Genomic DNA, 25,003 nt, shown 5'->3' on the forward strand with positions numbered 1-25,003 from the left:
ATAGCTCACTCCGAGGGGATGTCGGATATAGTTGTATCATCGGTTTCCACCAATCCCGACTCTCTGGCAGATACAATGCTCTATATCCTTTTACCTCATCATTGAGTTAAGCTTTTTATTTTTGATTTTTATTATAATATTTTAAAGTTCAAAATTCATCACAATTTTATGAAAATTATATTTTCATAATACCGCCTTTTGAAGCGTTTGTCACGAGTTTTGAATATCTTGCCAACCATCCGGTTTTAATTTTTGGTTCGAATGATTTAAGTTTTTTGCGGCGTTCTTCCAATTCTTCATCGGAAACTTTTAAAGTGATCGTCCGATTTGGTAAATCGATTTCAATTATATCACCATTTTCGACTAATGCAATAGGTCCGCCCTCAGCAGCTTCAGGAGAAATATGTCCAATCGAAATTCCCCTTGATGCGCCGCTGAAACGGCCATCAGTAATAAGTGCTACCTTGGCCCCAAGACCGCGTCCTACGATGGCGGATGTCGGCGCAAGCATTTCAGGCATTCCTGGACCGCCTTTTGGACCTTCATAGCGGATGACCACAACATGGCCTTCCCTTACCTCGCCTGCGTCAATGGCGGCAAGACATTCATCTTGGGAATCGAATACAATCGCTTCCCCAGTAAATGTTTTAATGGAAGGATCAACAGCACCCACTTTAATAACAGATCCTTCAGGCGCGAGATTGCCAAACAGGATGGATAATCCGCCGACAGGGCTATATGGATTGTCTTTTGTGCGGATGACATCTGTATTTGTAATTTCGTGACCTTTGACAAGTTCTCCGATCGTTTTGCCAGTCACTGTGATACGATCAGGATGAATGCAGCCCGGAATTTTTGCCAACTCATTAATGATGGCACTCACGCCGCCCGCTTTATGGACATCATCAATCGAGATATCGGAAGCTGGCATGATTTTCGCGATATACGGCACCCGTTCTGCGACTTTATTAATATCCTCCAAATCGTAATCGATTCCCGCTTCATGGGCGATGGCCAACGTATGCAATACGGTATTCGTTGAACCTCCCATCGCCATATCCAAAGCAAAGGCATCGTCAATCGCTTCTTTTGTAATGATGTCGCGAGGACGAATATCTTCTTTGATCATGCGAATCAAGTGTTTTGCAGCTTCACGGATCAATTCTTTTCTTTTTTCGCTGGTAGCGACGATTGTCCCGTTTCCAGGAAGCGCAATGCCCAGCATTTCCATTAAGCAGTTCATTGAGTTAGCCGTAAACATTCCGGAACAAGATCCGCATGTAGGGCATGCATGCATTTCAATATCTTTAAATTCTTCTTCAGTTATTTGGCCTGTTTTATATGCGCCAATACCTTCGAATACTGAAGTCAGAGATAATTGTCTTCCTGTAGAACTTCTTCCGGCTTCCATCGGTCCGCCGGAAACAAAGATGGAAGGAACGTTTGTGCGAACAGCAGCCATCAACATTCCAGGTGTAATTTTGTCACAGTTTGGAATGAAGAATACGCCATCAAACCAGTGAGCATTAATCACGGTTTCGGCGGAATCTGCGATCAATTCGCGGCTTGGCAAAGAATACCTCATCCCGATGTGACCCATGGCGATTCCGTCATCAACACCGATCGTGTTGAATTCAAATGGAATACCGCCTGCTTCACGAATCGCTTCTTTTACCTCTTCAGCAAATTCTCGCAAATGAACGTGACCTGGAATAATATCGATATAAGAGTTGCAGACACCGATAAAAGGTTTATCCAAGTCCGTTGGTTTTACCTTTCCCGTAGCATAAAGCAAACTACGGTGAGGAGCACGGTCAACTCCTACTTTGATCATATCACTTCTCATACTTCAAACGCCCCTCGCAATTACTGATATTTCCGATATTTAAACTTATTTTAGGTTTATTGAAAATTTTCCGACAATGTTTAATAGTAAATTTTCATTTAACATTTCTTAAAAAGTGTCGGTGAAATTGTTGTCATAATAGTACAAAATTGCACATTCCGTCAACAGTATTTTAAAAATTTTTTATAAAATTTTAAATTTTTAAATTAAGCTGAAAACGCTTTCTTTCTATATTAATCAGGTACTTTCCACGAATTTTTTATTTTTTTCTATTTTTCATCATAATAAAAATTTTCTATCAGTATATTGGTTATTTCTGGTTATAATGGATGGATATGAAAACGATTGGGCGACCTAAATTTTTGTGTATAGAAACGAAAAAAAATCTAACCCTTTAAATTGGGTTAGATTTTTTGATCAGCCGATCGGCACAATTGTAAAATCGATGGCCAAATTGAATAATACAATTGTGTGAATTAAAGCAAATATAATCCCTTGACGATTCAATTTTTCCACAACATTAGTATTCATATTTGATCCACCCCATCCCCGTAAATTTGTCTTCTTTGTGAACATTATATGACATTTTTCATCATTTTGCAAAATATTTTGAAAAATCTTTTTATTTTTTTTAACGAACCGTTTTATCTGCATATCTTCAACGCATTTGAAACACACTAACACAACAACAGATGTTTATGCAAAGGAGTGGAATCATCATGAATTTCATTTGGTATTTAGTCATTGGCGGAGTGATTGGATGGCTTGCGGGTGTCATTGTGGGAAAAGATATTCCCGGAGGCATCATTGGCAATATCGTCGCAGGAATTATCGGTTCCTGGATCGGCAGCGCCCTATTGGGCAACTGGGGTTGGGAAATCTCGAATTTTTATGTATTCCCGGCACTAATCGGAGCAGTTATTTTAGTGTTTGTCGTAAGTTTAATCATGAAAGGGTTTAGAAAAGCAACCGACTAAAATATCCATGCAAAAAATGATCATCCTTAAAATGGATGATCATTTTGCATTTTAAATCACCTATCCGCTTTTCAATGACGCCATTCTATTCAAACCACGCCAGGACTTCTTTTTCCAAAAGAGGGCTGATCCGTTCATATTGTTTATAATAATATAGGACTTTATTGACGTATTCTTTGCTGTGATTATATTGAAAAACCGCTTTCTCAATGTTCCCTTCCTTCGCTCCGGATCTGGAAAGGAAATTTGCAGCACTGAAAATGGCATCTTCGAGGTCGAAGGGATCCGCCTTGCCGTCTCCGTTTGCATCTACACCATAGCCCCCATATTTTTCAATCACTTTTGGATCGGTTTTTTCGGATTCCGGAATATTCCCCTTCCCTAATCCGTTGCAGGATGGATGATTCCAGCCGACAAATGTACATGGCATGAATTGCATGTGCCCTTCCGCCCCCACTGGTGATATCAACGTGTCCGTCGTTGAAAATTTCGTCTCCACTCTATGGTGGGCGGCAAGCAAAGTCCACGGCACATCGTACTTCTTCCCTGCCGCTATGTATATCGGAATATATTCCGCAGGTATTTTTATATCAAATCCCTCTTGAATTTTTTCGATTTCTGATATTTCTTTATGATAGAACCACGATTTCAAAAAAGCGGAATAAATCATCACTGATGCCGGAATGAGCAAAATAATCAGCAATAATTTCATTCCCGGGGTCATCATAAGTTTTTTCGTTTTTTTCTTTTTTGCCATAATATCCCCCTGAGCAAATACTTTAAGAAGTTTCCCAATGAATGATTATATCGAAAAATCACCATTACTAAAATTACAAAAAAGTGTATAAAACTGGTCATTTTTTTATTAATTCTATTAAAAAAATAAGAAATATTTTATTAATTCTTGAAACTATTGTTTTTAAATTTAAACCTATGTTAAATTGATAAATAACTGATTCAATAAAGTATTTGCGAGGAAAGAGTGACAGTCATGACAAAAAATTGGATCGAAACCAAATTGGTACAATTAGGAAACCAAAGCGATAGCAGAACAGGTGCTGTAAATCCCCCGATTTATATGTCCACTGCATACAGACATACCGGCATCGGGGAGTCTACAGGATATGATTATATTCGGACAAAAAATCCAACTCGCGAAATTCTCGAAAAAGGCATTGCCGAGCTGGAGGGCGGCGATGCAGGATTTGCCTGCAGTTCAGGAATGGCGGCGATTCAATTAGTGCTTTCCATTTTCAAACCCGGCGACGAAATTTTATTGCCGGAAGATGTTTATGGAGGCACTTACCGTCTGCTGAAAACTTTTAATGAAATGTATCAGATCCGGCCTGTCTATTTCTCGAAGGCGGAAGAAGTGGAAGGGTTAATCAACGGACGAACAAAAGCCATTTTCCTGGAAACACCGTCAAATCCATTGATGATTGAATTTGATCTGGATTATTTCAATGACATTTGCAAAAAACACAACCTCCTATTCATTGTGGATAATACCTTCTACACCCCTTATTTCCAACGTCCGATGGAGCATGGAGCGGATATCGTCGTCCATAGCGCAACAAAATATATCGCCGGCCACAACGATACATTGGCAGGCCTTGTCGTTGCAAAAGGGCAAGAATTATGCGAAAAATTTGCATTCAATCAAAACAGTATGGGCCTCGTTTTATCGCCTTTCGACAGCTGGCTTGTCATTCGCGGATTAAAAACTTTGCATGTGAGAATGAAACAACATGATGAAAATGCCAAAAGAATAGCCGCCTATTTAAAAGAAGAGCCGTTGGTTACCGATGTTCTTTATACAGGAAAAGGCGGAATGCTTTCCTTTAGATTGAAGAAGCCGGAATTGGTCAACCCATTCTTAAAGAACATGAAGCTGATCACTTTTGCCGAAAGTTTGGGAGGACCCGAAAGCTTTATTACATATCCTGCTACCCAAACGCACGCAGACATCCCGTATGAAGAACGGATTGCCCGCGGCGTAGATGATTGTCTGTTGAGATTTTCCGTAGGATTGGAAAATGCGGAAGATTTGATTGCCGATTTAAAACAGGTCTTCGAACAGTTAAGAGATTTATAATAAAAAATGCTTGGGAAATCCCAAGCATTTTTTATTTATTTTTTTTCATGTTTTTAATCAACGTTTCTACATCGATCGCAATTTCATCATATGGCACGGCATTGCCGGAATTTTTTTCTTCGGAATATCCCGTATAATATTTTACGGCCACACCGTTTTCATCAACCAAATAAAATGTGGAGCTGTGAACTACTTGATCATCATTTTCAGGTTTTTTGACAAGAGCTTTAAAGGATTGCAATGCGAATTGTTCGATGAATTTTTGATCATACCCTGTAAGCAGATGCCATTTTGATTCATCAGGTACATCAAAGTAGTCTAAATATTTTGCCAAAGCTTCCGGCGTATCTCTTTCCGGATCCACCGAGAATCCGACGATCTTGTAATCTTCCACGCCTCTTTCTTTCAATTTTTCTTGCACGATGGACATATTCAATGTCATCGGTTGACAAATCGTATTACAATTCGTAAAGATAAACATAGCAATCCAAGGTTGACCTTTTAAATCGTCTAATGTGACTTTTTCTCCACGATGATCGATCATTTCGAAATCCTGTATTTTATACTCGATTGTCGGTTTAAAATCATAATTGCTGCAAGAAGATAAAAGAACTCCGACAATCAACAGCATGGTAAAGATGATGAAACGTCTTTTCTTCATTCTGCCTCAACTCCCTTGGAATACTATGTTTATCATAAATGAAAGTAGTATTGAAGTAAAACCTTTTACTCATGAAAGGTTCGTTACAAAAATGTGAAAAATTTTTCACTTTTTCCATCGTTAAAATATTTTTTCCCTGCCCGCATTTTTCAGAGACACGAGCGCTGAATATATGGCTTCAAGCTTCGTTTCGATCCGGTGCAATAAATAAAAAGAAATTATGACCGGAAAACCAATCTCCTGAATAAGGGTGATCCATTGTTCCATTATGACCGCCACTCCTTTGGCATTCCATGAAGAATCAGAAAATCGGCAAAATCCGATGAGGGATTTTGCCGAACGCAAACCTTAAATTACATTCGTAATGGTTTTATCGATTAAACGCGCTTGTTTAATGGCTACGAGAGCTGAACCATCTACATGGAATACATCTTGATTTATAATGTTTTGCATTGCATTTAAAATTTCTGTTGGCGTTAAACCGGGTTTTGGATCGTTCAATGAAAGGGTAAATATCTTGCCGTTCGCAGCTTCAAATTTCATTTCCAGCACTTGAGACATCTCCTATTCCCTCCCGAATGATTACAGTTCGATTTTTTCAGTTCGAGAAATGGAAGCCTGTACTAAAGGATGTTTGGAAAGCTGAATGAAAGCTTGTACAACTCCTGCCAACCGGTCGGCCGTAACGTTGGAGCGTACATTCTTATAAGTTTTGGATGTGAAAATGGAGTCCCCGAATTCATCAATCCCTGTTTCAAAAACCACCTTTAATGCTCCTTGTTCAAACGTTAAGTTCGCCATTCTCTCACCCCCTTTTCACTAACTTAAATATCAATTTCTTAAAAAAATGGGGACAACCTTAATGAAAAATTTTTCTGCCTTGATATAATGGGTTAGAGAAGTGAAAGAGGTGAACAAGTTGGAAGACTGGATTATGTGGCTGATTGTTGCCTGGAGCTTTATCATGGTGATTTTGATGGGCATCGGCGGATTTTTCATGTTCCGGAAGTTTTTAAAATCATTGCCAAAAAAAGATGGGAAATCGGATTTGGATTGGCAAGATTACTATATTAATAAGACTTTGCATTTGTGGAATGATGAGGCAAAACAGCTCTTGAATGAACTTGTGAGCCCGGTACCGGAACTTTTCAGACAGCAGGCGAAAGAATCCATAGCCGGAAAAATCGGGGAACTCGCCTTAAAAGAAAGGGCGAAAACAATCAACCAGGAATTGATCATCAGAGGATACATTATCGCAACACCTAAAAGGGACCACAAATTTCTGCGGAAAAAATTAGCCGAAATGAACATCGATGTAACTCCATATGAAAAATATTTCGCCGAAAGCAAAAAATAAAAATGATCATCCAATCGCTTGATTGGATGATCATTTTTTATTGCCTTCATCCTCATTGCCTTTCATAAGGCTTTATCAAATAAATGGGATTTTTCGATCTTTTTATATTGAATCAACATGGCAATCCGCCATGGCCAAAGCATTGCAAAAGCCAATATCCAGAACATGCCGGCCAATTCCCCCGGATCAAAGGAATCGGTGAGAACGACTTTACCGATCGTCCTGATTACCAACAAACTGATCAAGATAATAAAAAACGCTTTTGACCGCTTCATATAAATTTCGTTGTCGCGGATTTCAAACTTGGAAGTGGCGATTAATACAAAAGAAAAAATAACGCCGACCACGACAGCTTCCAAAATTTGAAGCGGAGATACCCGAAACTCTTCAAATATAAACATCAATGCCCCCGTAGACATGGCAATGGGAGGAATAAGTATTTTCCTGGCATTGACCGGTTTCTTTTGGGAACGCAATCTCATCATCATGATGAAAGTCCCCATCAATATGGCCATTAAAGTACTCGCAATGATGACATAGCGAGAAGGTATAACTCCAAACATAAACCCCCTCCTCGAAGGAAAAAACAATTTCGCGGCTTAAAAAAACTGCCTTGATTACAGGCAGTGCTTTTTAATAATATACCACAACGGGCTCTTCATATGTATCTATAAACCTTATGGAACAATCCTTTTCAACAGATGGCCGTTTCAACGGCCGTTCCCGGGACCATTAAAACCCTTGGAAACCGCCAAATATAGGAGTTAACACGCGAATGATATAAGTCATGCCGTCGAAGAATAATAAGATTCCCATGGCAATCATCACATAACCGCCGATTTTTACAATCCTGTGGCTGTATTTCCGGAGCCAATTCATTCTTGAAATAAAGAATGACAAGATAAAAAACGGAATGGAGAACCCCAATACGTAGGCAACCATATACCCCATGGCGGAATTTGGATTCGTCATGGCCAGCGCAACGATAGCTGCCAAAATCGGCCCGGTACATGGCGTCCATCCGGCGGCAAAGGCTAGACCAATCAAAGATGAACCCAAATAACCGGATGGTCTATTTTTAAATTCAAATTTATGATCTTTCATTAAAAAATCGATTTTTAACCACCCAACAATCATTAAGCCGAAAAACACAATTAAAATTGAACCAATTTGACGGATTAAATCTTGATAATTCAAAAAGAAATCTTCCAATGATAATAGACGGGCGCCAAAACCTAAAATAATAAAAATAATCGAAAATCCGATCAGGAAAAAGAGGGTGTGCAAAATCGCCCTTTTTTGCAGCATCGCTTTATCGTTTTTTATTTCATCATAGCTCATCCCGGTAATGTAGGAAAGAAAAGCGGGATAAAGCGGCAATGTACATGGGGATATGAAGCTCAGGAACCCCGCCCCGAAAGCGAATAGTACGTTGATATTAGCTGACATTCCTGTCTCTCCTTTAAGATGATGTGTCAATTATATGATAACAAAGAATCTCCGGAATGTTGCCATGAAAAATTGAAGAATTGGCAACAAATTCATCATAAATAAAGGATTAACTATATGAATAAATAATATCGCTTCCAAATCTTAAATTCCATAAAGGTTCAAATCGGTCGATAATCCAATTTTTTACCAGTTTCATTTCCCCGACGTCGGATAAAGGGCAAACTTGGAAATGAATATTATTGTCCGTTATATGTTGAGCTATTTTGGCATTGATATGACAATGGGTGGCTGTGCCATCACGGAAACAAGATTTCGGAGAGACATTTCCGATGTGCTGGTTGAAACGTAATTTAAACTTATTGTTGCAGATTCCTGCAAAAACAATTTTATCATTCATGATGACCGTATATACGCCCTTTTTATTTAATACCGATTCATTGCCTTTGACGACAAATTGGCAATAATCCAAATCCCCGTAATTATTCAAAAATTCTTTGTAGAACAAATCATTGTTTTGTTTCATGGAATACAAGGCTGGTCCTGCAGGCATATCCAATATGTCACAGTAATCGTTGAATACTTTATCTTTCAGGTGTTGATAGCGGCGGTGCTGAAGAAGGTCGCGGATCGTTTTTTTATCAAAAAAGCGAAACGGTTCCCTTATCCCCGTTTCCAACAGTTCAATCCGAACACGATGGAAATAAAACTCTTTACCACCAATTTTTACATGCATTGACACTTCCCTCCGTTTTCCTATCGAAATAAAAAGGAAAATTTGAAAAAATTTCAATTTCTTATAATATTTCGATAAAAATTATTGAATTCCTTTATACAAGGGCACGTTTTTTTCAATTTTTTATCATTGTCGATAAACTGAATACAACGATGGCAACCCATATAAAACCGAAAGAAATCAACTCTACAGTTGTAAACGGTTCGCCATAAACAGCGGCCCCTAAAATTAAAATGAGGGTTGGTGCCAAATATTGAATGAATCCAAGAACGGATTGAGGCAAAGCTTTCGCTCCCTTTGCAAATAAAATTAGTGGATAGGCAGTCACTACCCCTCCGAAAATAAGCAAAAGATCCGTTTTCCAGTCCAACTGCAAAAATGAAGTGTTATTAGTTGACATAAGATAAATATATAAAACTAACGCGAACGGCAAAATAAACATTGTTTCGATGGCCAATCCCCTTTTGGCATCCAGCTGAATTTTTTTCTTCAACGCCCCATAAATTGCGAAAGAGAAAGCAATCCCTAATGCGACCCAAGGAATTTTGCCGTAGCGGACCGCCATGATTGCCACGCCTGTAAAGGCAATAAATACTGCGGCTATTTGCCCCTTTGACAAATGTTCTTTAAAAAATACAACTCCAAATAACACGGTAATTAAAGGATTAATATAATATCCAAGGCTTGTCTCCACCACATGTTCGTGGGTGACCGCCCAAATATACAGAAACCAGTTGCAAGAGATGACAAAGGAAGCTGCCATCAATCCGAAAAACATCTTTTTGTTAAGCCATAATGATTTCAAATCCTGAAAGAATTCTTTTTTCTGGCTAATTATGAAAATGAACATACACGTAAAAACAAATGACCAAATAATCCGGTTTAATAAAATTTCCAAACTATTTACATGTTCCAACAACTTCCAATAAACCGGAAACACTCCCCAAATTGCATACGCAAAAATGGCATTGAACATGCCTTTTCTCTCTTCCGTCATAAGATGCCCCAAACCTTTCAATGTTTTTGTAATCGAAAATGCCTAAAAAAATTATATAGGCGGAAAATTATGAAGTAAATGTAAAAAAATTTTTCAAAAAGAGTGGCTGTCCTTGTCATTTATATATGTCCCTTTGGACAGCCTGATGAAGGGGCCCATAAAAAAAGCAGCAAATTGCTGCCCATTACTTTTTCATGCTTTTTATTTGGTGTTCGACGATTAATGCGCTTAAACCCAGCAAATCCGCGGAAGTCAAAGTGCCGGTTTGCAATTTTGCCGCCCAGTTCATATGAATTGCTCTTTCGTTGATGCCTTTTTGGACGATCGCTTCAATCATTTTTTGATCGTTAAGAATTGCTTTGAGACGTTCTTTCAAAGCAGGGCTTGTAAAGATGGTTTTTGAAGCATTTTGTTGAATGGACGGTAATGTGTTTTGAACCGCTTTTTCTATTTGTTCCAAATCAATTTTTCCTTTTGATAGATTGGGCGCCACAAATTCCACGCACTCTTTCGCAATCGCCTCGCAAATATCATTAAATTTTGCCCGATAAATCCTTACATCTTCTGTTGAGTTCACAAAACATACCTCAATAAGGATCGCCGGTTTGTTTGTCCCCCTTAAAAAAGCAAGCTCGGCTCTTTTTTTGGCCCCACGGTTTTTCAAACCGCTGGCCGCGGCAATGGATTGGCTCACTTTTGCGGCAAAGGCCCTCATCGAATCGCTTCGGTATAACACTTCCGTCCCAATCGGCAAATCGGTTCTCTTCCCGGAAGCATTAAAATGAATGCTGACATCCAAATCCCGTTTTTTTGCATTATGCTGGGCAATTAAATAATTCAAATTTTGACTTTGCGTCTTTGATTGATTATCAACGATTTTGTGAACTGTAATCCCTGCATTCCGCAATAAATAGGAAACCCGGTCAACCACTTTTCTCGCTTCGGTCACCTCATCAATAATGTCTCTTGCACCAGTGCCGGGTCCGAAATGTCCTGAACTGATTGCAATGTAGCTCATAAATTCACCCCCAACAACTTATTTGATTTAAGATGCTTAATATTAAAATTCTTATATTTTATAATACGTACCTTATTGAAAAGAAGCAGGGCTTATTATTTAATAATTCGCTTTTTCTTTCTAATTTAATAGATTTGGGCCAAAGAGTGAAAAAGGGACAAAAAAAAAGACTAACTATAAAGTTAGCCCTTATGAAGAAAGATTAAATTCCTTTCTGGTGTTCAAAGATGACAAAAAAGAACGGATTTGGAAAATTGTATCTTTTATTTGAGTTTGAAAATATTCATTTTTTGTAAAGTAGCTGTGCACAAGGCCACGGGCGATTTTTAATTCGACTTTTCCGCCAAAATCAATTAATTTTTTTGCGTACTCAATCCCCTCATCCCGCAATACATCATTTTCTGCAACTACTACAAATGCGGGCGGCAAGAGGGACAAATTGTCAGCCAATAAAGGAGAAACATACTGATTGTATATCTCATTTTCATTGTTTAAATAATGTTTTTTGAACCATGCCATATCTTTCTTTAAAAGGCCAAACCCGGTTGCAAATTCTTCATAGGATGGCGTGCTGAAAGTCAAGTCGGTAACAGGGTAAAGCAATATTTGTGCATGAATTGGAGGACCTTGCAAGTCCCGGTTCAATAACGAAACTACGGCCGATAAATTTCCTCCTGCACTGTCCCCTGCCACACTGATTTGATTGTTGCCGTTCAAATGTTGACTATTTTCCGACACCCATAGAAAAGCGTCATATGCATCATATACTGGAGTCGGGAATTTGTATTCGGGAGCTAAACGGTAATTGACGGACACCACGACGGACCGGGTAATTTCTGATAACAATTCACAAGATTCGTCGCTTGTTTCAATGCTATTTAACACCCATCCTCCTCCATGGTAATAAATGATTATCGGAAATGGGCCTTTTCCTTTCGGCGTATAAATGCGTACTTTTATGGAATTGCCATCCCTTACTGTAATAAAACGGTCTTCCTTCTTTACGGCATTGGATGAACGCTTGCTTTTGGATTGCAATAAAATTTCTCTTCTTTTTCTCTCAGCAATTGGATCCATTTTGTATAACGGCGTTTGTTGATTCGCTTCTTTTAAATATTTGACGGTGCTCTTCAATAAGAAGGACATAGAGGATCATCCTTTTTTCTTATAATTCTTATTAATTTACTATGTTTTAATTGTATAACGAATCCCTTCCGCTTTCAACAAAAATACCCTTAATTATTGATAAAATTTATTTATATACTATGAATAATATAAATTTTATACAATTTTTTATTATCGGAATGCGATATTCTATCATTTTCATACAATCATTCACCCAATCTCTATCTAATCAATCATCAACATTCTCTCCTCCTCTTATATTTTATGCTTTCTGGGTGTTTATCTAATCTATTTTTTTTATCTTCCATATGCTATTGATGAATCTAGATTTATTAGGAGGTGAACGTAAATGTTCAGAAGAAGACATTCTCACATGAGACCGATTTGCTGCCCTCCCCATGTAATGCCGACACAGGTTGCCCCGGCACAAATTTCACCAACACAAGAAGTGGTAAGAACAAATATTTTTAATACAATCGTTCCGCATATCCATCCGGTGCATACAACAACTGTAAACCGTCATGTTTTTCATCACCGACATTATTATCCGCAAACATATTCCCAAGTGAATGAATATTATCAAACTTCAAGACAATGCGGCGATCCTCGAAATCCTAATCCAAATTGCTTCCCTATTCCAAGAAGATTTGGATTTTAAAATAAAAATTTGCTGCACCCGGCAAGGGGTGCAGCATTTTCTTTATAATCTTTTTAACTTTTCATATTCCAATTGAAGCTGCTCAAGCCGTTTTCTGCCTTCTTCGCGATTGTGGACCGTTTCTTCCTGGATTTGTTTTGTTTCTTCAATACCAGCCAAAATCGTCCTCCAAGTTTGTTCAATCGTTTCAATTTTGATGCTTGGCTGTCCTGCCGTACGAGCAATTTCCACACTGTTTCGGCGGATGTTTTCCGAATTCCTCATCAACATTTCATTTGTGCGTTTATCCAATTCCTGCATGGAATCCGATACCAATTTTTGGCGCTTAATTGTTACCGCATGTATTAGCCCCTGTTTAAAAATTGGAATCGTCGTTACAAAAGCGGAATTGATTTTGGCAATCAAATGATTGTTGCCTTGTTGCATCAGTCGGATTTGCGGTGCAGCCTGGAATGCTACTTGCTGGGCCATTTCCAAATCGTAACGGCGCTGTTCCAACAGTTCAATCGCACGGCCAAGCGTTTCCAGCTCTATCACGGCTTCCTGATCCCCTTCATTGGCGAGGGCCTGCAATCTTTCCACTTCCGGCTTCAATGTTTCCAATTTCACTTCGATGGCTGCGATATGTTCGCTTAAGCTCTTAAAATATTCAAGATTTTGTTCGTACATTTGTTCCAATTCAATGGTATTCTTTTTCATTTCTTGTTCGTATTTTGTAATTTCGTGATAAATGGCATCGATTTCTTTATTCATCGTTTCGTATTTGGATAGAATTTTTTGCAGCTGTTCCTTCCCTTTGCCGAAAAGACGGGCAAAGAATCCCTGCTTTTCTTCTTTAAAATCTTCCGGATCAAAACGGGACATGATTTTATTTAAATGATTGATCAGTTCGCTTGATTTTTCCAATTTGCTTTGTTTGATGGAAGCAAGCATCCGATCCGAAAATTTTGAAATGGCATTGGCCGTTTCCTTTCCAAACTCCAGCACCGCAATTTGATTCCGTACGTCTATTTTTTCGGCAAGGGCAAGAACTGCCGGATCTGTTTTCAGTTCGATTTGCCGCTTGCGCAGCTGGGACATCTCTTCATCCGTTACAAGTTGGGGAGGCGCTTCGACGATTTCTTGTTTTTCTTGTTTAATTTTCGCATCCAAATCTTCAAACAATGGATTTTTCATTTCTGACATGGCGATCCTCCGTTCTCATTTAAATCCGTCATACTTGTACTTTTAGTTTACACAAACTTTACGATTAAACATACGATTGAAGGAACCGGAAAGTTTCAATTCTTTCAAGAAGCTTTTTTGGGAGGGTCACAATGTTCCGGCAGAACCGCCATCGATATTTACGGAAGTGCCTGTCACATAGGAAGCCGCATCTGACACAAGAAATGTGATGACTTTGGCCGCTTCCTCCGTTTCTCCAATTCTGCCAAGGGGAATCGCTTTTCCCATTGTTTTTGAATACTCTTCCCAAGCGGCATCCGGCATTTCCCGCTTCCATTTTTCTTCGATTTGCCTGCTTCGGATCAGGCCGATGCATACGGTATTCACGCGAATATTATATTTTCCGAGATCTTTGCTCATCGCTTTTGTAAGCGCCATTCCGGCGGAACGGCTTACCGTTGTCGGAAGGCTTTTTTCTCCGGGAGTCTTTGCAATGGAAGCCGTAACATTCACGATGGATCCCCCTTTTTCTTTTAAATAAGGGAGCGCATATTTCGAACAATAAATGGCGCCGAACAACTTCAAATTCAGATCAGCCTGCCATAATGGCGCATCCACTTCTTCAAAAGAATAAGCTGCAGAAGTTCCGGCATTGTTTATTAATATGTCCAACTTTCCATAATGGGCAACGGTTTCTTCGATCAATCGTCTGCAATCCTCTTCTTTTGTTACATCGGCGGCAATGGTAAAAACCTCTTTTCCTGTTTGCCCTTTAATCCATTCCTTTGCTTCTTTCAATCCTTCCGGTTTTCTTGCGCAGATGGCGACCTTTGCCCCTTCTTTTACAAGTTGCAAGGCTGTATGTAAACCAATTCCTTTACTCGCCCCGGTAATGACGGCCACTTTATTTTCCAATCCCAAGTCCATTTTTTACATCTCCTTTATCACTATATTAATATTTATATTTTCTATGTATCGCCATGATATCCTTTTAAAATCCAAGAGTTCCTCAAAATAAAAGACGGATCCTGAAGAAATTCTTTAGGATCCGTCTTTTATTTTGATTCTTTATATGATCAGAATTGTTTATAGTGTGTACCTACAATAATAAGCAAGATGAACAATACAACGATTAAAGCAAAGCCATGGACACCATATCCATAGCCATAGCCTCCGCTATAACCATATTGATATCCCATATATTTCCCTCCCTCATCATTGCCTACTCCAGTGTATGTTTGCAATATGGGGGATGCAGGGACAATAGCATAATTCAAAAATAAAAAATTCATTTTATATTATTCTTCTATTTTAAAATGAAACCTCTTCTCGAATTTCAGATTACCGCTATTAAAAGTTCTTTCTACAAAAGTGACATTTTGTTCATGGTCGATCAGCAATACCGTTGAACAACGGGTACCGTAATGAGGCAATTGAATAAAGGCCGGCGATAATTTTCTTTCCATTTCCAACCCGACCCCTGTATCCGGAAGCTGTTCATCCGGTGCGATTTCGCGGTCCATCATAATTTCAAACAATTTCTCAATGTCCAATTTTCCTAGATTGCGCTGAATATAATCGGCAAATCTCGCTTTCCCTTTCACTACCTTCGGCCAAGGGGTATTTAATGTATGGTTGCTGATGCTATGGGTACCCGGCTTAATTTCATTTTTCTCATCCAAAATATTGTTGTAATGAAATAATTGTTCCGGATCGCCAACGATTACGTTAAACCCACCGTAGGAATCCTTCTCTTTTGCCAGCTCATCAATAAATTCTTTTGGATGGACGCTGCTCTTTAAAAAATTCCGTACAATCTCACCTCGGGATCGGGGCTTTTTCGGCAATGAAGGATCCCGGAAATTAGTAATCGCGGCAAACCGTCCGTTTTTCGAAACGCCCATCCATGTGCCCATTTCCAGAAGATCTCTGCCCGCCAAAATTCCGGGTTCATCTTCCCAAAAATGGGCGGGTTCCGTCGGCCGGTCATAAACCTCATCCCGGTTGGCTGCGATGATTAATTGGTACATTGGATGATTTTTAAAGTGAAGATGAATTAAACACATACTCCCAACCCTTTTATAAATTTTTCTACGAATAGTTTATCATTGAAAGCGGTTAATCCCCAATATTTTTATATAAGGGAATTTTTTGTCATACTAATTCCCCTTTTTTAATTCTTCCAAGATGGCTTCCAATATTTTATTATTCCGTCTTAAAGACGAAACGATATTGACCATGAACCAGATAATAAAGGATGCCGGTATCACATAAAAAAGCACCGATGCAATAATTTCCAAAACTATTCCTCCATTCCTTTCGGTTAAGATGAATAAAACATTCATTTAGAAATCAAATTGATTCTCCCTATAAAAAATATTTTTACGCAACTTACATTGGCGTTCCAGATCAGCCCGTCAATCTGCATGTCCATTTTCATTTCTTTCTATTTTATTTGTTTATATGCAAAAGAATAATCTCTTAAACCAAATTACAATAAAGTTATTAAAATTCTTAAAAATGCGGATTCATGTTCAATAAAAGATAGACCCCATTTATCACTCAAAATAACTTTCATATAAATGGATCAAATGCGCATATGCGCCACCCGCCTTTAATGCAGCCGCGACGAAAATGGCTTCTTCAATCCTTTCCCCCGATACCCCCAAATCCTTTGAGCGTTTGGTATGAAAATTTATTAATTGGGGACATTGAATCACGTAAGATACAGTCAATGCAAGCAGCGTTTTGAACTCTTCGGTCAAACTTCCTTCTTCCATGACAGCCCGGACAAAATCGGCATAAGCCTCAAATGGTTTAGAATGATGTTCTTGATGTGAACTTTTTTCCCGATTAAAATAGCTGCTATATTGCGCCGCTGCACCCGCTTCCATCGCAGATACAACAAATACAGCTTCCGCCAGCTCTTTCATGCTTGCGCCCGAAAATTTCGCTTTTTTTGTGTGAACATCAATGCAATAGGGGCATTTTATTACATGGGCAATGGCAACGGCAATCAGCTCCTTTTCTTTTTTTGTGAGCGCCCCGGGCCTAAAAATCTCCCTTTCAAATTTCAAAAATGCCTTGAATGATTCCGGCGAGACTTCTTTCACTTTTTTCATAAGATGATCTTTATGCTTTTCATAATAGCTCGGCATATTTTTCCTCCTCCGCATTTGTTCTGGCGAAAAAACTGCGGTAACTATTAAAAATTCGAATTCGCATAAATTTTTAACAATTTGACAGCTATTCTCTGTATTTCGGAAAATTTCACTAATTCTTGCAAAAATATTGTTCGATTTTGTAAAAAAGAGTATATAATCAAAATATATTGAAATATTCAAGGAGTGTTAAACAGTGAGTACAAACAAACGAGCATACAATTTCAACGCAGGACCATCCGCGTTACCATTAGAAGTGCTGGAAAGAGCCCAAAAAGAATTGGTCAACTATAACGGCACTGGCATGTCCATCATGGAAATGAGCCATCGCAGCAAAGAATACGATGAAGTTCATAATAATGCCATCAACCGATTGAAAAAAATCTTATCTGTTCCTGATAACTATGATGTGCTCTTTTTGCAAGGCGGCGCAAGCCTTCAATTTACGATGGTGCCGATGAATTTCCTAACAAAAGATCAAACGGCAAGCTATGTTTTGACTGGTTCCTGGTCTGAAAAAGCATATAAAGAAGCAAAACTTTTCGGTAATGCCGTAGTCGCTGCAAGCACAAAAGAAAACGGCTACCGTAATATTCCTAAACTTGACGAAATTCAATTCAATGAAAACGACGCTTATGTTCATATCACTTCCAACAACACAATCTACGGTACTCAATGGAAACAATTCCCTAATACAGGGAACGTGCCTTTAGTTGCGGATATGTCCAGTGACATCATGTCCCGTCCATTTGATGTAAGCCAATTTGGAATTATTTACGCAGGCGCGCAAAAGAACTTGGGACCATCCGGGGTGACGATTGTCATCATCCGCAAAGACTTGATCGAAAAAGCCAATACAGAGCTTCCAACAATGTTAAAATATAAAACTCATGCCGATAAAAACTCCTTATATAATACTCCTCCGACATTCGGCATCTATATGCTGGGAGAAGTGTTGCGCTGGGTTGAAGAACAAGGAGGCCTTGAAGCAATCCAAAAACGCAACGAAGAAAAAGCGAAATATATCTATGATGTAATTGATGAAAGCAACGGATTCTACAGAGGACATGCAGAACCTGGCAGCCGTTCTTTAATGAATATCACATTCCGTTTGGCGGATGAAGAATTGGAAAAACAATTCTTGGCCGAAGCCAAAGCGGCCGGTTTCGTAGGACTAAACGGCCACCGTTCTGTCGGAGGATGCCGTGCTTCAACTTACAACGCAGTGCCTGTTGAAGCTTGCATCGCGTTGAGAGATTTCATGTATGAATTCCAAAAGAAACATCAATAACAGAAAAAAGATGACCAAGAGCGAATGGAACTTAATGTCCCATTCGCTCTTTTATGATTGATTTGAGAACCGGCAAAAACCAAATATCGGTTCAATTTCCAGTTTTTTGAATCACCCTCTTCTACCCTCTCTTTTGGGAATAATTGTCTTTCAACGCTCTTTTCAGGAGGGCAATCGAACGGTCAAGATCCGCTTTTATTGTATCTTTATACGCTTTCACTTTTTCCTTGTCCCCGATTCGGTATATATACAGCGTCTGCATTTCCGTTCCCTCTTTGATGATTGGTTCTCTTGTCAAATAGCCGTCTTTCAGTAATTCATGCAGGGATTTATAGACTTCGGATTTCGTCGGACGATAACCGAGATCTTTGAAGTAATCCTGCAAGTTTTCCAAGATTTGAAGACCGTATAGTCTCCCTTTCTCGGCCTCGTGAATCATATAAAGTTTCAAAAATGCCCTTTGCTTAATGACAAATGTGCTTCTGCCCATATTTCATCACCTTATTGGTTTAGCTTCGTGTGTGTAACTATATTTTACTAGAAAATGTGGCGCGAGGAAGTTTTAAAATATAAATGGATTATTTAGAACCGTGTTTAATTGGAAACCAGATATCCGTTGCCAGGCTTTTTGAATACGTCAAAATTTTTCTCATAAAAAAGGCTGTCGAGATTCGTTCTTCTCAACAGCCCTGTTTTCACCGGTTAATATGCTCTTGCAAACCACACGGTATATTTCGCTTCTTTTCCGCAAGTAATGCAAGTGTGTTTTTTCATTGGCGGATTGAATGGAATATTACGGGATGTGAATTTCGTTTCTTCTTTCACTTTCGCTTCGCAAGCATCGTCGCCACACCAGCCGCCAAGAACCCATCCTGCGATTTTGCCTTCCTTCTCGCAAGTTGCAATATGTTCTTTTAATTGATCCAGTGTATCAATATGAGTATGGGAGTTCGCATCGCGGAATGCTTTCGCTTTTTCATAGAGACGTTTTTGCATTGTTTCCAATTCATTTACCACCGCTTCCACGACGGATTCAATGGAAACAGTGATTTTTTCATCTTCATCGCGGGCTTTCAAGATGACTTGATTGTTTTCCAAATCACGAGGTCCAAGTTCAATTCGGACCGGCACTCCTTTTAACTCCCATTCATTAAATTTAAATCCCGGAGATTGGTCTGAATCGTCAAGACGTACACGGATCCCCTTTTCTTTTAAAGCTTTTCGGATTTCTTCCAATTTTTCAATGATGGCAGGTGTTTTCTTCCATGGACCGACAGGAATCAAGATTACCTGAGTTGGTGCAATTTTTGGAGGAAGAACCAATCCTTTTTCATCCCCATGCACCATAATCACCGAACCGATCAAACGGGTTGAAGTACCCCATGAAGTCGTATGAACATAAACATGTTTATTTTCCCTGTTCAAATATTTAATGTTGAACGCTTCGGCAAATTTTGTTCCCAAATAGTGGCTTGTACCGGCTTGCACCGCTTTTCCATCTTTCATCATCGCTTCGATGGAATACGTATCGACTGCCCCCGCAAAGCGCTCTGAAGGAGTTTTTTGTCCGTCATATACAGGTATGGCCAATACATTTTCCACTACATCTTTGTAAATATTGAGCATCTGCATTGTTTCTTTGCGCGCATCTTCTTCGTTTTCATGCGCCGTATGCCCTTCTTGCCAAAGGAATTCGGAAGTCCGGATGAATGGCAATGTTTTCTTTTCCCAGCGGAATACGTTTGCCCATTGGTTGATAAGCACCGGCAAGTCGCGGTAGGATTTAATCCAATGGGAATACAAATATCCGATCATTGTTTCGGAAGTCGGTCTGAGCGCCAAGCGTTCTTCCAGTTTCTCACCCGCAGCTTCCGTCACCCATGGAAGTTCAGGCGAAAATCCTTCCACATGTTCTTTTTCTTTTTGGAAGAAAGATTCAGGAATCAACATTGGAAAATAGGCATTTCGATGCCCCGTTTCTTTAAAGCGCCGATCCATTTCCTCCTGAATATGTTCCCATATCTCATATCCGTCCGGTTTAAACGCAATGCATCCGCGCACCGGCGTATAGTCCATCAAATCCGCTTTTTGAATGGTTTCGATATACCATTTTGTAAAATCGTTCGTCTGTTGTGACATCGTCATCCTCCTCGCAACAAAATAGCGTAAAGATGTCCCCTTTTGGACGCCTTTACGCTGAATAGTCCTGTTACCGCCAATGCATGGCATATATCGAGCCGTATCCGCTCTTTTTCCAGGCTTCGGGTGGCGATATAGCTCTCAGCGAATGCTAAATTTTCAGTAAACGAATTTTAGTTTTTTCTAATATAATGTACCAAATTCAAGCAATAAATACAATTCCTATCTAAAATTTTGCAGTTAATTGTTGCGCCGGGAAGCCGATATATTCCAAAAATAAGATTTTTCAAAGAGAAAAGGAAGCCCAGATTCCCGCCGTACGTTGATTTTTTATCTCATCTTCTTAAAAATTACAATATTTATAACAAAATCATGACTATCATCCTATAAGCAGCGGGTTTATTGATCTTGTGAAATCTGATTAATAAAGAACTAGTCAGATAGACAACCTATTCTTTTTTTACTATTATTAAAAATGTTGCAAAAATTAAAAGGAGGAAAAATAATGAAACTTTCCATACGATGGAAAATAATTGGCGCAGTGCTCCTTATTATTGTCATCGGCCTGGGAACCCTGGCGACCTCCAGTTCCATCTTCATTTCATCCAAAACAGAAGAAGCGGTCATTGACCAGAGTGAGGTCCTTGTCGATGAAATGGCCAACTCCATCTCCACCTTTATTGATGGATATGAACAAAGCATGCGGAGGTTACGAAAGCGGTAAGGGATATTGCGGCTGGAGCTGCCCTGTCCAGTGAAAATGCGGACCAAGTTACCATGTCATCTGCGGAATTGGGAGAAAAAATCAATCAAATGGCCGGGCAATCAACGGCGCTTAAACAAATAACGGAGGAAGCAAACGATTTGAATGATGAAGGCCATCAAAGAATGAATCATTTGTTGGACTCCTTCGGCAATTCCAAAGAAGAATTGGAGAACATGTCCTTGTCCGTATCGGCATTGGAAGAGAAAATTCAAGCCATTGATTCGGTGATGGATTCCATTTCTAAAATCTCGAAGCAAACCAATCTGATTGCGCTAAATGCAAGCATTGAAGCCGCCCGGGCGGGAGAGCACGGCAAAGGCTTTGCCGTTGTCACCGAAGAAGTCCGGAAACTCGCGGAACAGTCGGCAAAGGCGACAGAACACGTCAAATCGACCATCCATCAATTGCAGCAGGAAGCATTGAAGGTCGTAAAACAAATGAACGAAATGCAACAAACCTTCAAACAACAAGAAATCGTTGTGGAAGATACGGGAAATCTGTTCCGGAACTTATCATTGTTAATCCAAAACCTGGAAAACACATTCAAAACCGTATCGGAAGATATTGAAAGCATCGATGCCTATAAAGATCGGGTGATGGAAACCATCGAAGAGATGTCCATGACAGCCCAAACGACTGCGGCAGCCTGTGAAGAAGTGAGCGCCGCAAGCGACGAACAATTAACAGCCATCCAATCCGTCGCTGAAGCTTCGGAAGAATTAAACGAATTAAGCAAAGAATTGTCGCAGACGATCAGCAAATTCAAGCTGCAATAAAAAAAGGGCTAACCTAAAATGGTTAGCCTTTTTTACACTTCTTCAGCTTCCAGCCGTTTTCCGAAGATGAATTTTAACAGAGGCGGCGTCACCAATGTCGTCACGACAATTACGACAATCATGGCCCCATAAATCTTTTCGGACAAAATGCCGCCCGATAGGCCGATGGAAGCCAAAATCAATGCCACTTCCCCCCGGGAAATCATCCCTGCCCCAATGCCGGCGGAGGATTTCCAGCTGAAACCGCAAACTTTCGCTCCAAGACCGCAGCCGATGAATTTGGAAAGAACCGCAATCACCGAGAAGACGAGGATGAATATAATCTGATCCCCTATGCCGTCAAAGCTCATCGGCAAACCGATATTGATGAAAAAGAACGGAACAAAGATACCGTAGGCAATCGGGGAAATTCCGTGTTCGATTTGTTGGGCGTATTTCGTTTTGCTGAGGGCAACCCCCATGAAGTAAGTACCAATGATTCCGGATACCCCGAGAAAATCGGCGAAATACGCGGCGGCAAATAATAAAATCAATGCGCCGGCAATGATCGGCTCGGTCACCAACATCCCGCCAAACAGTTTCATGAATTTTGGCACAATATATTTTCCGACAATGTAAATGACGATGAAGAAAATGATTTGTTGGGCAATGACCCACGCGATGTTTGTGTCGGTTCCCATAAAGAAACCGATAGCCACAGCAATAAGAATGACGACAACGACGTCATCCAGCACCGCCGCCCCAAGCAATGTCGCCCCTTCCTTGCTGTTCAGCCAACCGATTTCGCGCAACGTCTGCACGGAAATGCTTACACTCGTCGCCGCAAGCAACAATCCCAAAAAGACGCCTTCGGACGTTGGAAGACCAAATAGTGGAGCAGCCCCCCACCCCATCAGAATGGGCACTATAACACCTAAAACGGCTACAAGGGTTGCCGCTTTTACATTTTTGTTCAAACTTTCCAAATCCGTTTCCATTCCGGCAAGGAACATCAACAACAATACCCCGATTTCACTGAAGACATGGATGATTTCGGTTTGTTCGATCCATCCGAGCACAGCGGGGCCAAGGACAATACCCGCAATGATTTTTCCCAATACGGACGGCTGTCCCAAACGAAGACTGATTTGCCCCGCGATTTTGGCAACGAACAGCACGAGTACAATTTGTAAAATAAAATCAAAAACATCCATTTTTGTAACCCCCTATTCTTTATTTTTCTGAATGGAGTCCAAAAAAAGACATGGTGGAGCCCTTTTGACAGACTCCACCATGTCTTTTCCCGTATTTATCTACGCAAGTTATTATAATTGAAATATTTTTATTTGTAAATCTTTTTTTCGATAGGGTCATTGTTTTCCCTTTAGAAGCCGCACCGTTTGTTGGCGATTTCCGCTTTCGCAAATGGCGGAAATGACCGCCACCCCATCGGCCCCCGCTTCAATCACTTCCCGGGCATTCATCGGGGTAATGCCGCCGATTGCAACAATCGGAATGCCGGGATACATCTCACGCGCTTTCTTTAAGAAAGTAACCCCTGCCGGTTTTTTGGCATCGCGCTTTGATTTCGTTTCATAAATGGGACCAATCCCGACATAATCCGCCCCGCCTTCCACCGCCTTGGCCATTTCTTCCTCGTTATGGACGGAAACTCCGATGATTTTGTTTTGAAATCGTCCCCGGATTTCTTCGATAGGGGTATCGTCCTGCCCCACATGTATGCCATCCGCGTCAATTTTTAAAGCAAGTTCCACATCGTCATTCACAATGAACGGCACATGATACCGTTTGCACAGGGATTGGCATTCCCGGGCGAATCGTTCCAATTCCTCCCCTTTTAACGGCCGTTCCCCTTTCTCCCTCAGCTGAAAAAAGGTGATTCCCGCCTGCAGGGCTTCTTCCAACACTTTGAGCGGCTCTTCGCCTCTGCAATTTTCCGTTCCCATGATGAAGTACACGGCCAAATCTTTTCTATTCAATGATTTCCACCTCCGCCTTTGCTCCGAGTCGATGGGCGAAGTGATTGGTCGGACCATGGCCATGGCCGATATTCAGCGGGTTTTCGATAGCAGCCTGAACAAATTTTTTCGCTTCAATGATCGATTCTTTGATGGATAAGCCTCTGCCCAAATAAGCCGTAATGGCGGCGGAAAATGTGCAGCCTGTTCCATGGGTATGTCTCGTATCAATTTTCGGAGACTTCATTTGGAAAGAGGAACCATCTTGGAAAAACACCGTATCAACAGCCATTGGATCTTCCAAATGGCCCCCTTTCATGACAACGCATTCAACCCCAAACTCCAAAATCTTTTGGGCCGCTTTCCGGATTTCTTCCCCGGTTTGTATTTTCATGCCGGTTATGGTTTCCGCTTCCGGGATATTGGGGGTAAGCACCGTGGCAATCGGCAGCAAAACGCGGATCAGCGCCTGCACCGCATCATCCTTGAGGAGCGCTTGTCCGCCTTTTGCGATCATGACCGGATCGACAACGATTCGAAGGTTCCGGTCTTTTAAGTTTCTCGCAACGGTTTGAATAATCTCCGCAGAAAATAACATCCCGGTTTTTAAAGCTCTCACATCGAAATCATCAAAAATTGCATTCAGCTGCAATTCCACGAACTCGGGTGTCGCGGGATAGATGCCGTTTACCCCCAATGTATTTTGCGCCGTCAGTGCGGTAATCACCGTAGTTCCAAAAACATTCAGCTCCTGGAAGGTCTTTAAATCCGCCTGAATGCCCGCTCCTCCTCCGCTGTCTGATCCTGCAATGGTCAACACGATATTCAT

Annotated in this window: 30 protein-coding genes; 7 read left to right on the forward strand and 23 right to left on the reverse strand. The window is 40.3% G+C overall.

The window, feature by feature from the left end:
* Nucleotides 1–175 precede the first annotated feature (175 nt).
* The gene (ilvD, locus tag FKZ59_RS00070; protein ID WP_141600691.1) at nt 176–1,846 is read right to left on the reverse strand and encodes a dihydroxy-acid dehydratase; all 1,671 of its coding nucleotides are present in this window, start codon (nt 1,844–1,846) and stop codon (nt 176–178) included.
* Between the two features lie 719 nt (nt 1,847–2,565).
* Here ilvD and FKZ59_RS00075 point away from each other — a divergent pair.
* On the forward strand, nt 2,566–2,823 hold the full coding sequence (locus tag FKZ59_RS00075) for a GlsB/YeaQ/YmgE family stress response membrane protein (protein WP_141600692.1): 258 nt from the start codon (nt 2,566–2,568) through the stop codon (nt 2,821–2,823).
* An 85-nt stretch (nt 2,824–2,908) separates the two neighbouring features.
* Here FKZ59_RS00075 and FKZ59_RS00080 read toward each other — a convergent pair whose 3' ends face one another.
* Nucleotides 2,909–3,580 carry a lytic transglycosylase domain-containing protein gene (locus FKZ59_RS00080; protein WP_141600693.1) on the reverse strand — a complete coding sequence of 224 codons (672 nt, stop codon included), beginning with the start codon at nt 3,578–3,580 and terminating at the stop codon, nt 2,909–2,911.
* 234 nt (nt 3,581–3,814) lie between these two features.
* Between FKZ59_RS00080 and FKZ59_RS00085 the strand changes: the two genes are divergently transcribed.
* Nucleotides 3,815–4,918 carry a methionine biosynthesis PLP-dependent protein gene (locus tag FKZ59_RS00085; RefSeq protein WP_141600694.1) on the forward strand — a complete coding sequence of 368 codons (1,104 nt, stop codon included), beginning with the start codon at nt 3,815–3,817 and terminating at the stop codon, nt 4,916–4,918.
* A 31-nt stretch (nt 4,919–4,949) separates the two neighbouring features.
* Here FKZ59_RS00085 and FKZ59_RS00090 read toward each other — a convergent pair whose 3' ends face one another.
* The 4 genes from FKZ59_RS00090 to FKZ59_RS00105 all read right to left on the reverse strand — a co-directional run bounded on the left by FKZ59_RS00090 (nt 4,950) and on the right by FKZ59_RS00105 (nt 6,380).
* A complete protein-coding gene (locus FKZ59_RS00090; RefSeq protein WP_141600695.1) occupies nt 4,950–5,579 on the reverse strand; it encodes an SCO family protein in 630 nt (209 codons plus the stop codon).
* Between the two features lie 120 nt (nt 5,580–5,699).
* Complete coding sequence (locus FKZ59_RS00095) at nt 5,700–5,846, reverse strand: YvrJ family protein (protein WP_141600696.1); 147 nt, start codon at nt 5,844–5,846, stop codon at nt 5,700–5,702.
* A gap of 81 nt (nt 5,847–5,927) precedes the next feature.
* Nucleotides 5,928–6,140, reverse strand: a complete 213-nt coding sequence (locus FKZ59_RS00100) for a DUF2922 domain-containing protein (protein WP_141600697.1) — start codon at nt 6,138–6,140, stop codon at nt 5,928–5,930.
* 21 nt (nt 6,141–6,161) lie between these two features.
* Nucleotides 6,162–6,380, reverse strand: a complete 219-nt coding sequence (locus FKZ59_RS00105) for a DUF1659 domain-containing protein (protein WP_141600698.1) — start codon at nt 6,378–6,380, stop codon at nt 6,162–6,164.
* Nucleotides 6,381–6,513: 133 nt separating this feature from the next.
* On the opposite strand from FKZ59_RS00105, the gene FKZ59_RS00110 reads away from it, so the two are divergent.
* The gene (locus FKZ59_RS00110; protein WP_141601058.1) at nt 6,514–6,936 is read left to right on the forward strand and encodes a DUF2621 domain-containing protein; all 423 of its coding nucleotides are present in this window, start codon (nt 6,514–6,516) and stop codon (nt 6,934–6,936) included.
* A 62-nt stretch (nt 6,937–6,998) separates the two neighbouring features.
* On the opposite strand, the gene FKZ59_RS00115 is transcribed toward FKZ59_RS00110, so the two are convergent.
* The 6 genes from FKZ59_RS00115 to FKZ59_RS00140 form a co-directional block, all read right to left on the reverse strand.
* Nucleotides 6,999–7,499, reverse strand: coding sequence for a CcdC family protein (locus tag FKZ59_RS00115; RefSeq protein ID WP_141600699.1), 501 nt, complete (start codon nt 7,497–7,499; stop codon nt 6,999–7,001).
* Nucleotides 7,500–7,668: 169 nt separating this feature from the next.
* On the reverse strand, nt 7,669–8,385 hold the full coding sequence (locus FKZ59_RS00120; RefSeq protein WP_141600700.1) for a cytochrome c biogenesis CcdA family protein: 717 nt from the start codon (nt 8,383–8,385) through the stop codon (nt 7,669–7,671).
* A gap of 109 nt (nt 8,386–8,494) precedes the next feature.
* Nucleotides 8,495–9,121, reverse strand: a complete 627-nt coding sequence (locus FKZ59_RS00125) for a GIY-YIG nuclease family protein (protein ID WP_141600701.1) — start codon at nt 9,119–9,121, stop codon at nt 8,495–8,497.
* Between the two features lie 115 nt (nt 9,122–9,236).
* Nucleotides 9,237–10,118, reverse strand: coding sequence for an EamA family transporter RarD (gene rarD / locus FKZ59_RS00130; protein ID WP_141600702.1), 882 nt, complete (start codon nt 10,116–10,118; stop codon nt 9,237–9,239).
* Nucleotides 10,119–10,302: 184 nt separating this feature from the next.
* On the reverse strand, nt 10,303–11,136 hold the full coding sequence (locus tag FKZ59_RS00135; protein WP_141600703.1) for an N-acetylmuramoyl-L-alanine amidase: 834 nt from the start codon (nt 11,134–11,136) through the stop codon (nt 10,303–10,305).
* A 189-nt stretch (nt 11,137–11,325) separates the two neighbouring features.
* On the reverse strand, nt 11,326–12,282 hold the full coding sequence (locus tag FKZ59_RS00140; protein ID WP_141600704.1) for an alpha/beta hydrolase: 957 nt from the start codon (nt 12,280–12,282) through the stop codon (nt 11,326–11,328).
* Between the two features lie 328 nt (nt 12,283–12,610).
* On the opposite strand from FKZ59_RS00140, the gene FKZ59_RS00145 reads away from it, so the two are divergent.
* The gene (locus FKZ59_RS00145; protein WP_141600705.1) at nt 12,611–12,919 is read left to right on the forward strand and encodes a CotD family spore coat protein; all 309 of its coding nucleotides are present in this window, start codon (nt 12,611–12,613) and stop codon (nt 12,917–12,919) included.
* Nucleotides 12,920–12,961: 42 nt separating this feature from the next.
* Here the strand turns inward: FKZ59_RS00145 and FKZ59_RS00150 are convergent, their stop codons facing one another.
* The 6 genes from FKZ59_RS00150 to FKZ59_RS00170 all read right to left on the reverse strand — a co-directional run bounded on the left by FKZ59_RS00150 (nt 12,962) and on the right by FKZ59_RS00170 (nt 17,241).
* On the reverse strand, nt 12,962–14,104 hold the full coding sequence (locus tag FKZ59_RS00150; protein ID WP_141600706.1) for a toxic anion resistance protein: 1,143 nt from the start codon (nt 14,102–14,104) through the stop codon (nt 12,962–12,964).
* 126 nt (nt 14,105–14,230) lie between these two features.
* Complete coding sequence (locus tag FKZ59_RS00155) at nt 14,231–15,010, reverse strand: SDR family NAD(P)-dependent oxidoreductase (protein ID WP_141600707.1); 780 nt, start codon at nt 15,008–15,010, stop codon at nt 14,231–14,233.
* A gap of 149 nt (nt 15,011–15,159) precedes the next feature.
* On the reverse strand, nt 15,160–15,282 hold the full coding sequence (locus tag FKZ59_RS00160; protein ID WP_141600708.1) for a YjcZ family sporulation protein: 123 nt from the start codon (nt 15,280–15,282) through the stop codon (nt 15,160–15,162).
* A gap of 99 nt (nt 15,283–15,381) precedes the next feature.
* Entirely contained in the window at nt 15,382–16,149 is a 768-nt protein-coding gene (locus tag FKZ59_RS00165) for an NRDE family protein (protein ID WP_141600709.1), read from the reverse strand.
* A gap of 93 nt (nt 16,150–16,242) precedes the next feature.
* Complete coding sequence (locus tag FKZ59_RS14560; RefSeq protein ID WP_181733109.1) at nt 16,243–16,383, reverse strand: hypothetical protein; 141 nt, start codon at nt 16,381–16,383, stop codon at nt 16,243–16,245.
* Nucleotides 16,384–16,641: 258 nt separating this feature from the next.
* Nucleotides 16,642–17,241 carry a carboxymuconolactone decarboxylase family protein gene (locus tag FKZ59_RS00170; protein WP_181733110.1) on the reverse strand — a complete coding sequence of 200 codons (600 nt, stop codon included), beginning with the start codon at nt 17,239–17,241 and terminating at the stop codon, nt 16,642–16,644.
* A 199-nt stretch (nt 17,242–17,440) separates the two neighbouring features.
* Between FKZ59_RS00170 and serC the strand changes: the two genes are divergently transcribed.
* Nucleotides 17,441–18,535: a 3-phosphoserine/phosphohydroxythreonine transaminase gene (gene serC / locus FKZ59_RS00175; RefSeq protein WP_141600711.1), complete on the forward strand. Its 1,095-nt coding sequence runs from the start codon at nt 17,441–17,443 to the stop codon at nt 18,533–18,535.
* A gap of 121 nt (nt 18,536–18,656) precedes the next feature.
* Here the strand turns inward: serC and FKZ59_RS00180 are convergent, their stop codons facing one another.
* Nucleotides 18,657–19,025 (reverse strand): helix-turn-helix domain-containing protein, encoded by a 369-nt coding sequence (locus FKZ59_RS00180; RefSeq protein ID WP_141600712.1) that lies wholly within the window; start codon nt 19,023–19,025, stop codon nt 18,657–18,659.
* 212 nt (nt 19,026–19,237) lie between these two features.
* On the reverse strand, nt 19,238–20,674 hold the full coding sequence (gene proS, locus FKZ59_RS00185) for a proline--tRNA ligase (protein WP_141600713.1): 1,437 nt from the start codon (nt 20,672–20,674) through the stop codon (nt 19,238–19,240).
* A 505-nt stretch (nt 20,675–21,179) separates the two neighbouring features.
* Here proS and FKZ59_RS00190 point away from each other — a divergent pair.
* Nucleotides 21,180–21,398 (forward strand): hypothetical protein, encoded by a 219-nt coding sequence (locus tag FKZ59_RS00190; RefSeq protein WP_141600714.1) that lies wholly within the window; start codon nt 21,180–21,182, stop codon nt 21,396–21,398.
* Between the two features lie 53 nt (nt 21,399–21,451).
* Nucleotides 21,452–22,216, forward strand: coding sequence for a methyl-accepting chemotaxis protein (locus FKZ59_RS00195; RefSeq protein WP_141600715.1), 765 nt, complete (start codon nt 21,452–21,454; stop codon nt 22,214–22,216).
* Nucleotides 22,217–22,248: 32 nt separating this feature from the next.
* Here the strand turns inward: FKZ59_RS00195 and FKZ59_RS00200 are convergent, their stop codons facing one another.
* The 3 genes from FKZ59_RS00200 to thiD all read right to left on the reverse strand — a co-directional run bounded on the left by FKZ59_RS00200 (nt 22,249) and on the right by thiD (nt 25,003).
* Nucleotides 22,249–23,409, reverse strand: coding sequence for a cation:proton antiporter (locus FKZ59_RS00200; protein ID WP_141600716.1), 1,161 nt, complete (start codon nt 23,407–23,409; stop codon nt 22,249–22,251).
* 156 nt (nt 23,410–23,565) lie between these two features.
* On the reverse strand, nt 23,566–24,195 hold the full coding sequence (gene thiE, locus FKZ59_RS00205; RefSeq protein ID WP_181733111.1) for a thiamine phosphate synthase: 630 nt from the start codon (nt 24,193–24,195) through the stop codon (nt 23,566–23,568).
* Entirely contained in the window at nt 24,188–25,003 is an 816-nt protein-coding gene (thiD, locus tag FKZ59_RS00210) for a bifunctional hydroxymethylpyrimidine kinase/phosphomethylpyrimidine kinase (RefSeq protein ID WP_141600717.1), read from the reverse strand. Before thiD ends, thiE begins: the two co-directional genes overlap by 8 nt.

It is taken from the genome of Ureibacillus terrenus (assembly GCF_006569205.1).
Classification (GTDB): Bacteria; Bacillota; Bacilli; order Bacillales_A; family Planococcaceae; genus Ureibacillus; species Ureibacillus terrenus.

What these genes read in the sequence shown, in the direction of transcription:
- FKZ59_RS00085 (WP_141600694.1), top strand. Translation starts at nt 3,815, where the DNA reads ATGACAAAAAATTGGATCGAAACCAAATTGGTACAATTAGGAAACCAA.
- FKZ59_RS00135 (WP_141600703.1), bottom strand. Translation starts at nt 11,136, where the DNA reads ATGAGCTACATTGCAATCAGTTCAGGACATTTCGGACCCGGCACTGGT.
- FKZ59_RS00150 (WP_141600706.1), bottom strand. Translation starts at nt 14,104, where the DNA reads ATGTCAGAAATGAAAAATCCATTGTTTGAAGATTTGGATGCGAAAATT.
- FKZ59_RS00190 (WP_141600714.1), top strand. Translation starts at nt 21,180, where the DNA reads ATGAAACTTTCCATACGATGGAAAATAATTGGCGCAGTGCTCCTTATT.
- FKZ59_RS00100 (WP_141600697.1), bottom strand. Translation starts at nt 6,140, where the DNA reads ATGTCTCAAGTGCTGGAAATGAAATTTGAAGCTGCGAACGGCAAGATA.
- FKZ59_RS00080 (WP_141600693.1), bottom strand. Translation starts at nt 3,580, where the DNA reads ATGGCAAAAAAGAAAAAAACGAAAAAACTTATGATGACCCCGGGAATG.
- FKZ59_RS00170 (WP_181733110.1), bottom strand. Translation starts at nt 17,241, where the DNA reads ATGCCGAGCTATTATGAAAAGCATAAAGATCATCTTATGAAAAAAGTG.
- FKZ59_RS00105 (WP_141600698.1), bottom strand. Translation starts at nt 6,380, where the DNA reads ATGGCGAACTTAACGTTTGAACAAGGAGCATTAAAGGTGGTTTTTGAA.
- thiD (WP_141600717.1), bottom strand. Translation starts at nt 25,003, where the DNA reads ATGAATATCGTGTTGACCATTGCAGGATCAGACAGCGGAGGAGGAGCG.
- FKZ59_RS00095 (WP_141600696.1), bottom strand. Translation starts at nt 5,846, where the DNA reads ATGGAACAATGGATCACCCTTATTCAGGAGATTGGTTTTCCGGTCATA.
- FKZ59_RS00195 (WP_141600715.1), top strand. Translation starts at nt 21,452, where the DNA reads ATGTCATCTGCGGAATTGGGAGAAAAAATCAATCAAATGGCCGGGCAA.
- FKZ59_RS00115 (WP_141600699.1), bottom strand. Translation starts at nt 7,499, where the DNA reads ATGTTTGGAGTTATACCTTCTCGCTATGTCATCATTGCGAGTACTTTA.
- ilvD (WP_141600691.1), bottom strand. Translation starts at nt 1,846, where the DNA reads ATGAGAAGTGATATGATCAAAGTAGGAGTTGACCGTGCTCCTCACCGT.
- FKZ59_RS00160 (WP_141600708.1), bottom strand. Translation starts at nt 15,282, where the DNA reads ATGGGATATCAATATGGTTATAGCGGAGGCTATGGCTATGGATATGGT.
- FKZ59_RS00145 (WP_141600705.1), top strand. Translation starts at nt 12,611, where the DNA reads ATGTTCAGAAGAAGACATTCTCACATGAGACCGATTTGCTGCCCTCCC.
- FKZ59_RS00140 (WP_141600704.1), bottom strand. Translation starts at nt 12,282, where the DNA reads ATGTCCTTCTTATTGAAGAGCACCGTCAAATATTTAAAAGAAGCGAAT.
- FKZ59_RS00200 (WP_141600716.1), bottom strand. Translation starts at nt 23,409, where the DNA reads ATGGATGTTTTTGATTTTATTTTACAAATTGTACTCGTGCTGTTCGTT.
- FKZ59_RS00120 (WP_141600700.1), bottom strand. Translation starts at nt 8,385, where the DNA reads ATGTCAGCTAATATCAACGTACTATTCGCTTTCGGGGCGGGGTTCCTG.
- FKZ59_RS00075 (WP_141600692.1), top strand. Translation starts at nt 2,566, where the DNA reads ATGAATTTCATTTGGTATTTAGTCATTGGCGGAGTGATTGGATGGCTT.
- FKZ59_RS00155 (WP_141600707.1), bottom strand. Translation starts at nt 15,010, where the DNA reads ATGGACTTGGGATTGGAAAATAAAGTGGCCGTCATTACCGGGGCGAGT.
- FKZ59_RS00125 (WP_141600701.1), bottom strand. Translation starts at nt 9,121, where the DNA reads ATGCATGTAAAAATTGGTGGTAAAGAGTTTTATTTCCATCGTGTTCGG.
- rarD (WP_141600702.1), bottom strand. Translation starts at nt 10,118, where the DNA reads ATGACGGAAGAGAGAAAAGGCATGTTCAATGCCATTTTTGCGTATGCA.
- FKZ59_RS00180 (WP_141600712.1), bottom strand. Translation starts at nt 19,025, where the DNA reads ATGGGCAGAAGCACATTTGTCATTAAGCAAAGGGCATTTTTGAAACTT.
- FKZ59_RS00090 (WP_141600695.1), bottom strand. Translation starts at nt 5,579, where the DNA reads ATGAAGAAAAGACGTTTCATCATCTTTACCATGCTGTTGATTGTCGGA.
- proS (WP_141600713.1), bottom strand. Translation starts at nt 20,674, where the DNA reads ATGTCACAACAGACGAACGATTTTACAAAATGGTATATCGAAACCATT.
- FKZ59_RS00165 (WP_141600709.1), bottom strand. Translation starts at nt 16,149, where the DNA reads ATGTGTTTAATTCATCTTCACTTTAAAAATCATCCAATGTACCAATTA.
- FKZ59_RS00110 (WP_141601058.1), top strand. Translation starts at nt 6,514, where the DNA reads ATGTGGCTGATTGTTGCCTGGAGCTTTATCATGGTGATTTTGATGGGC.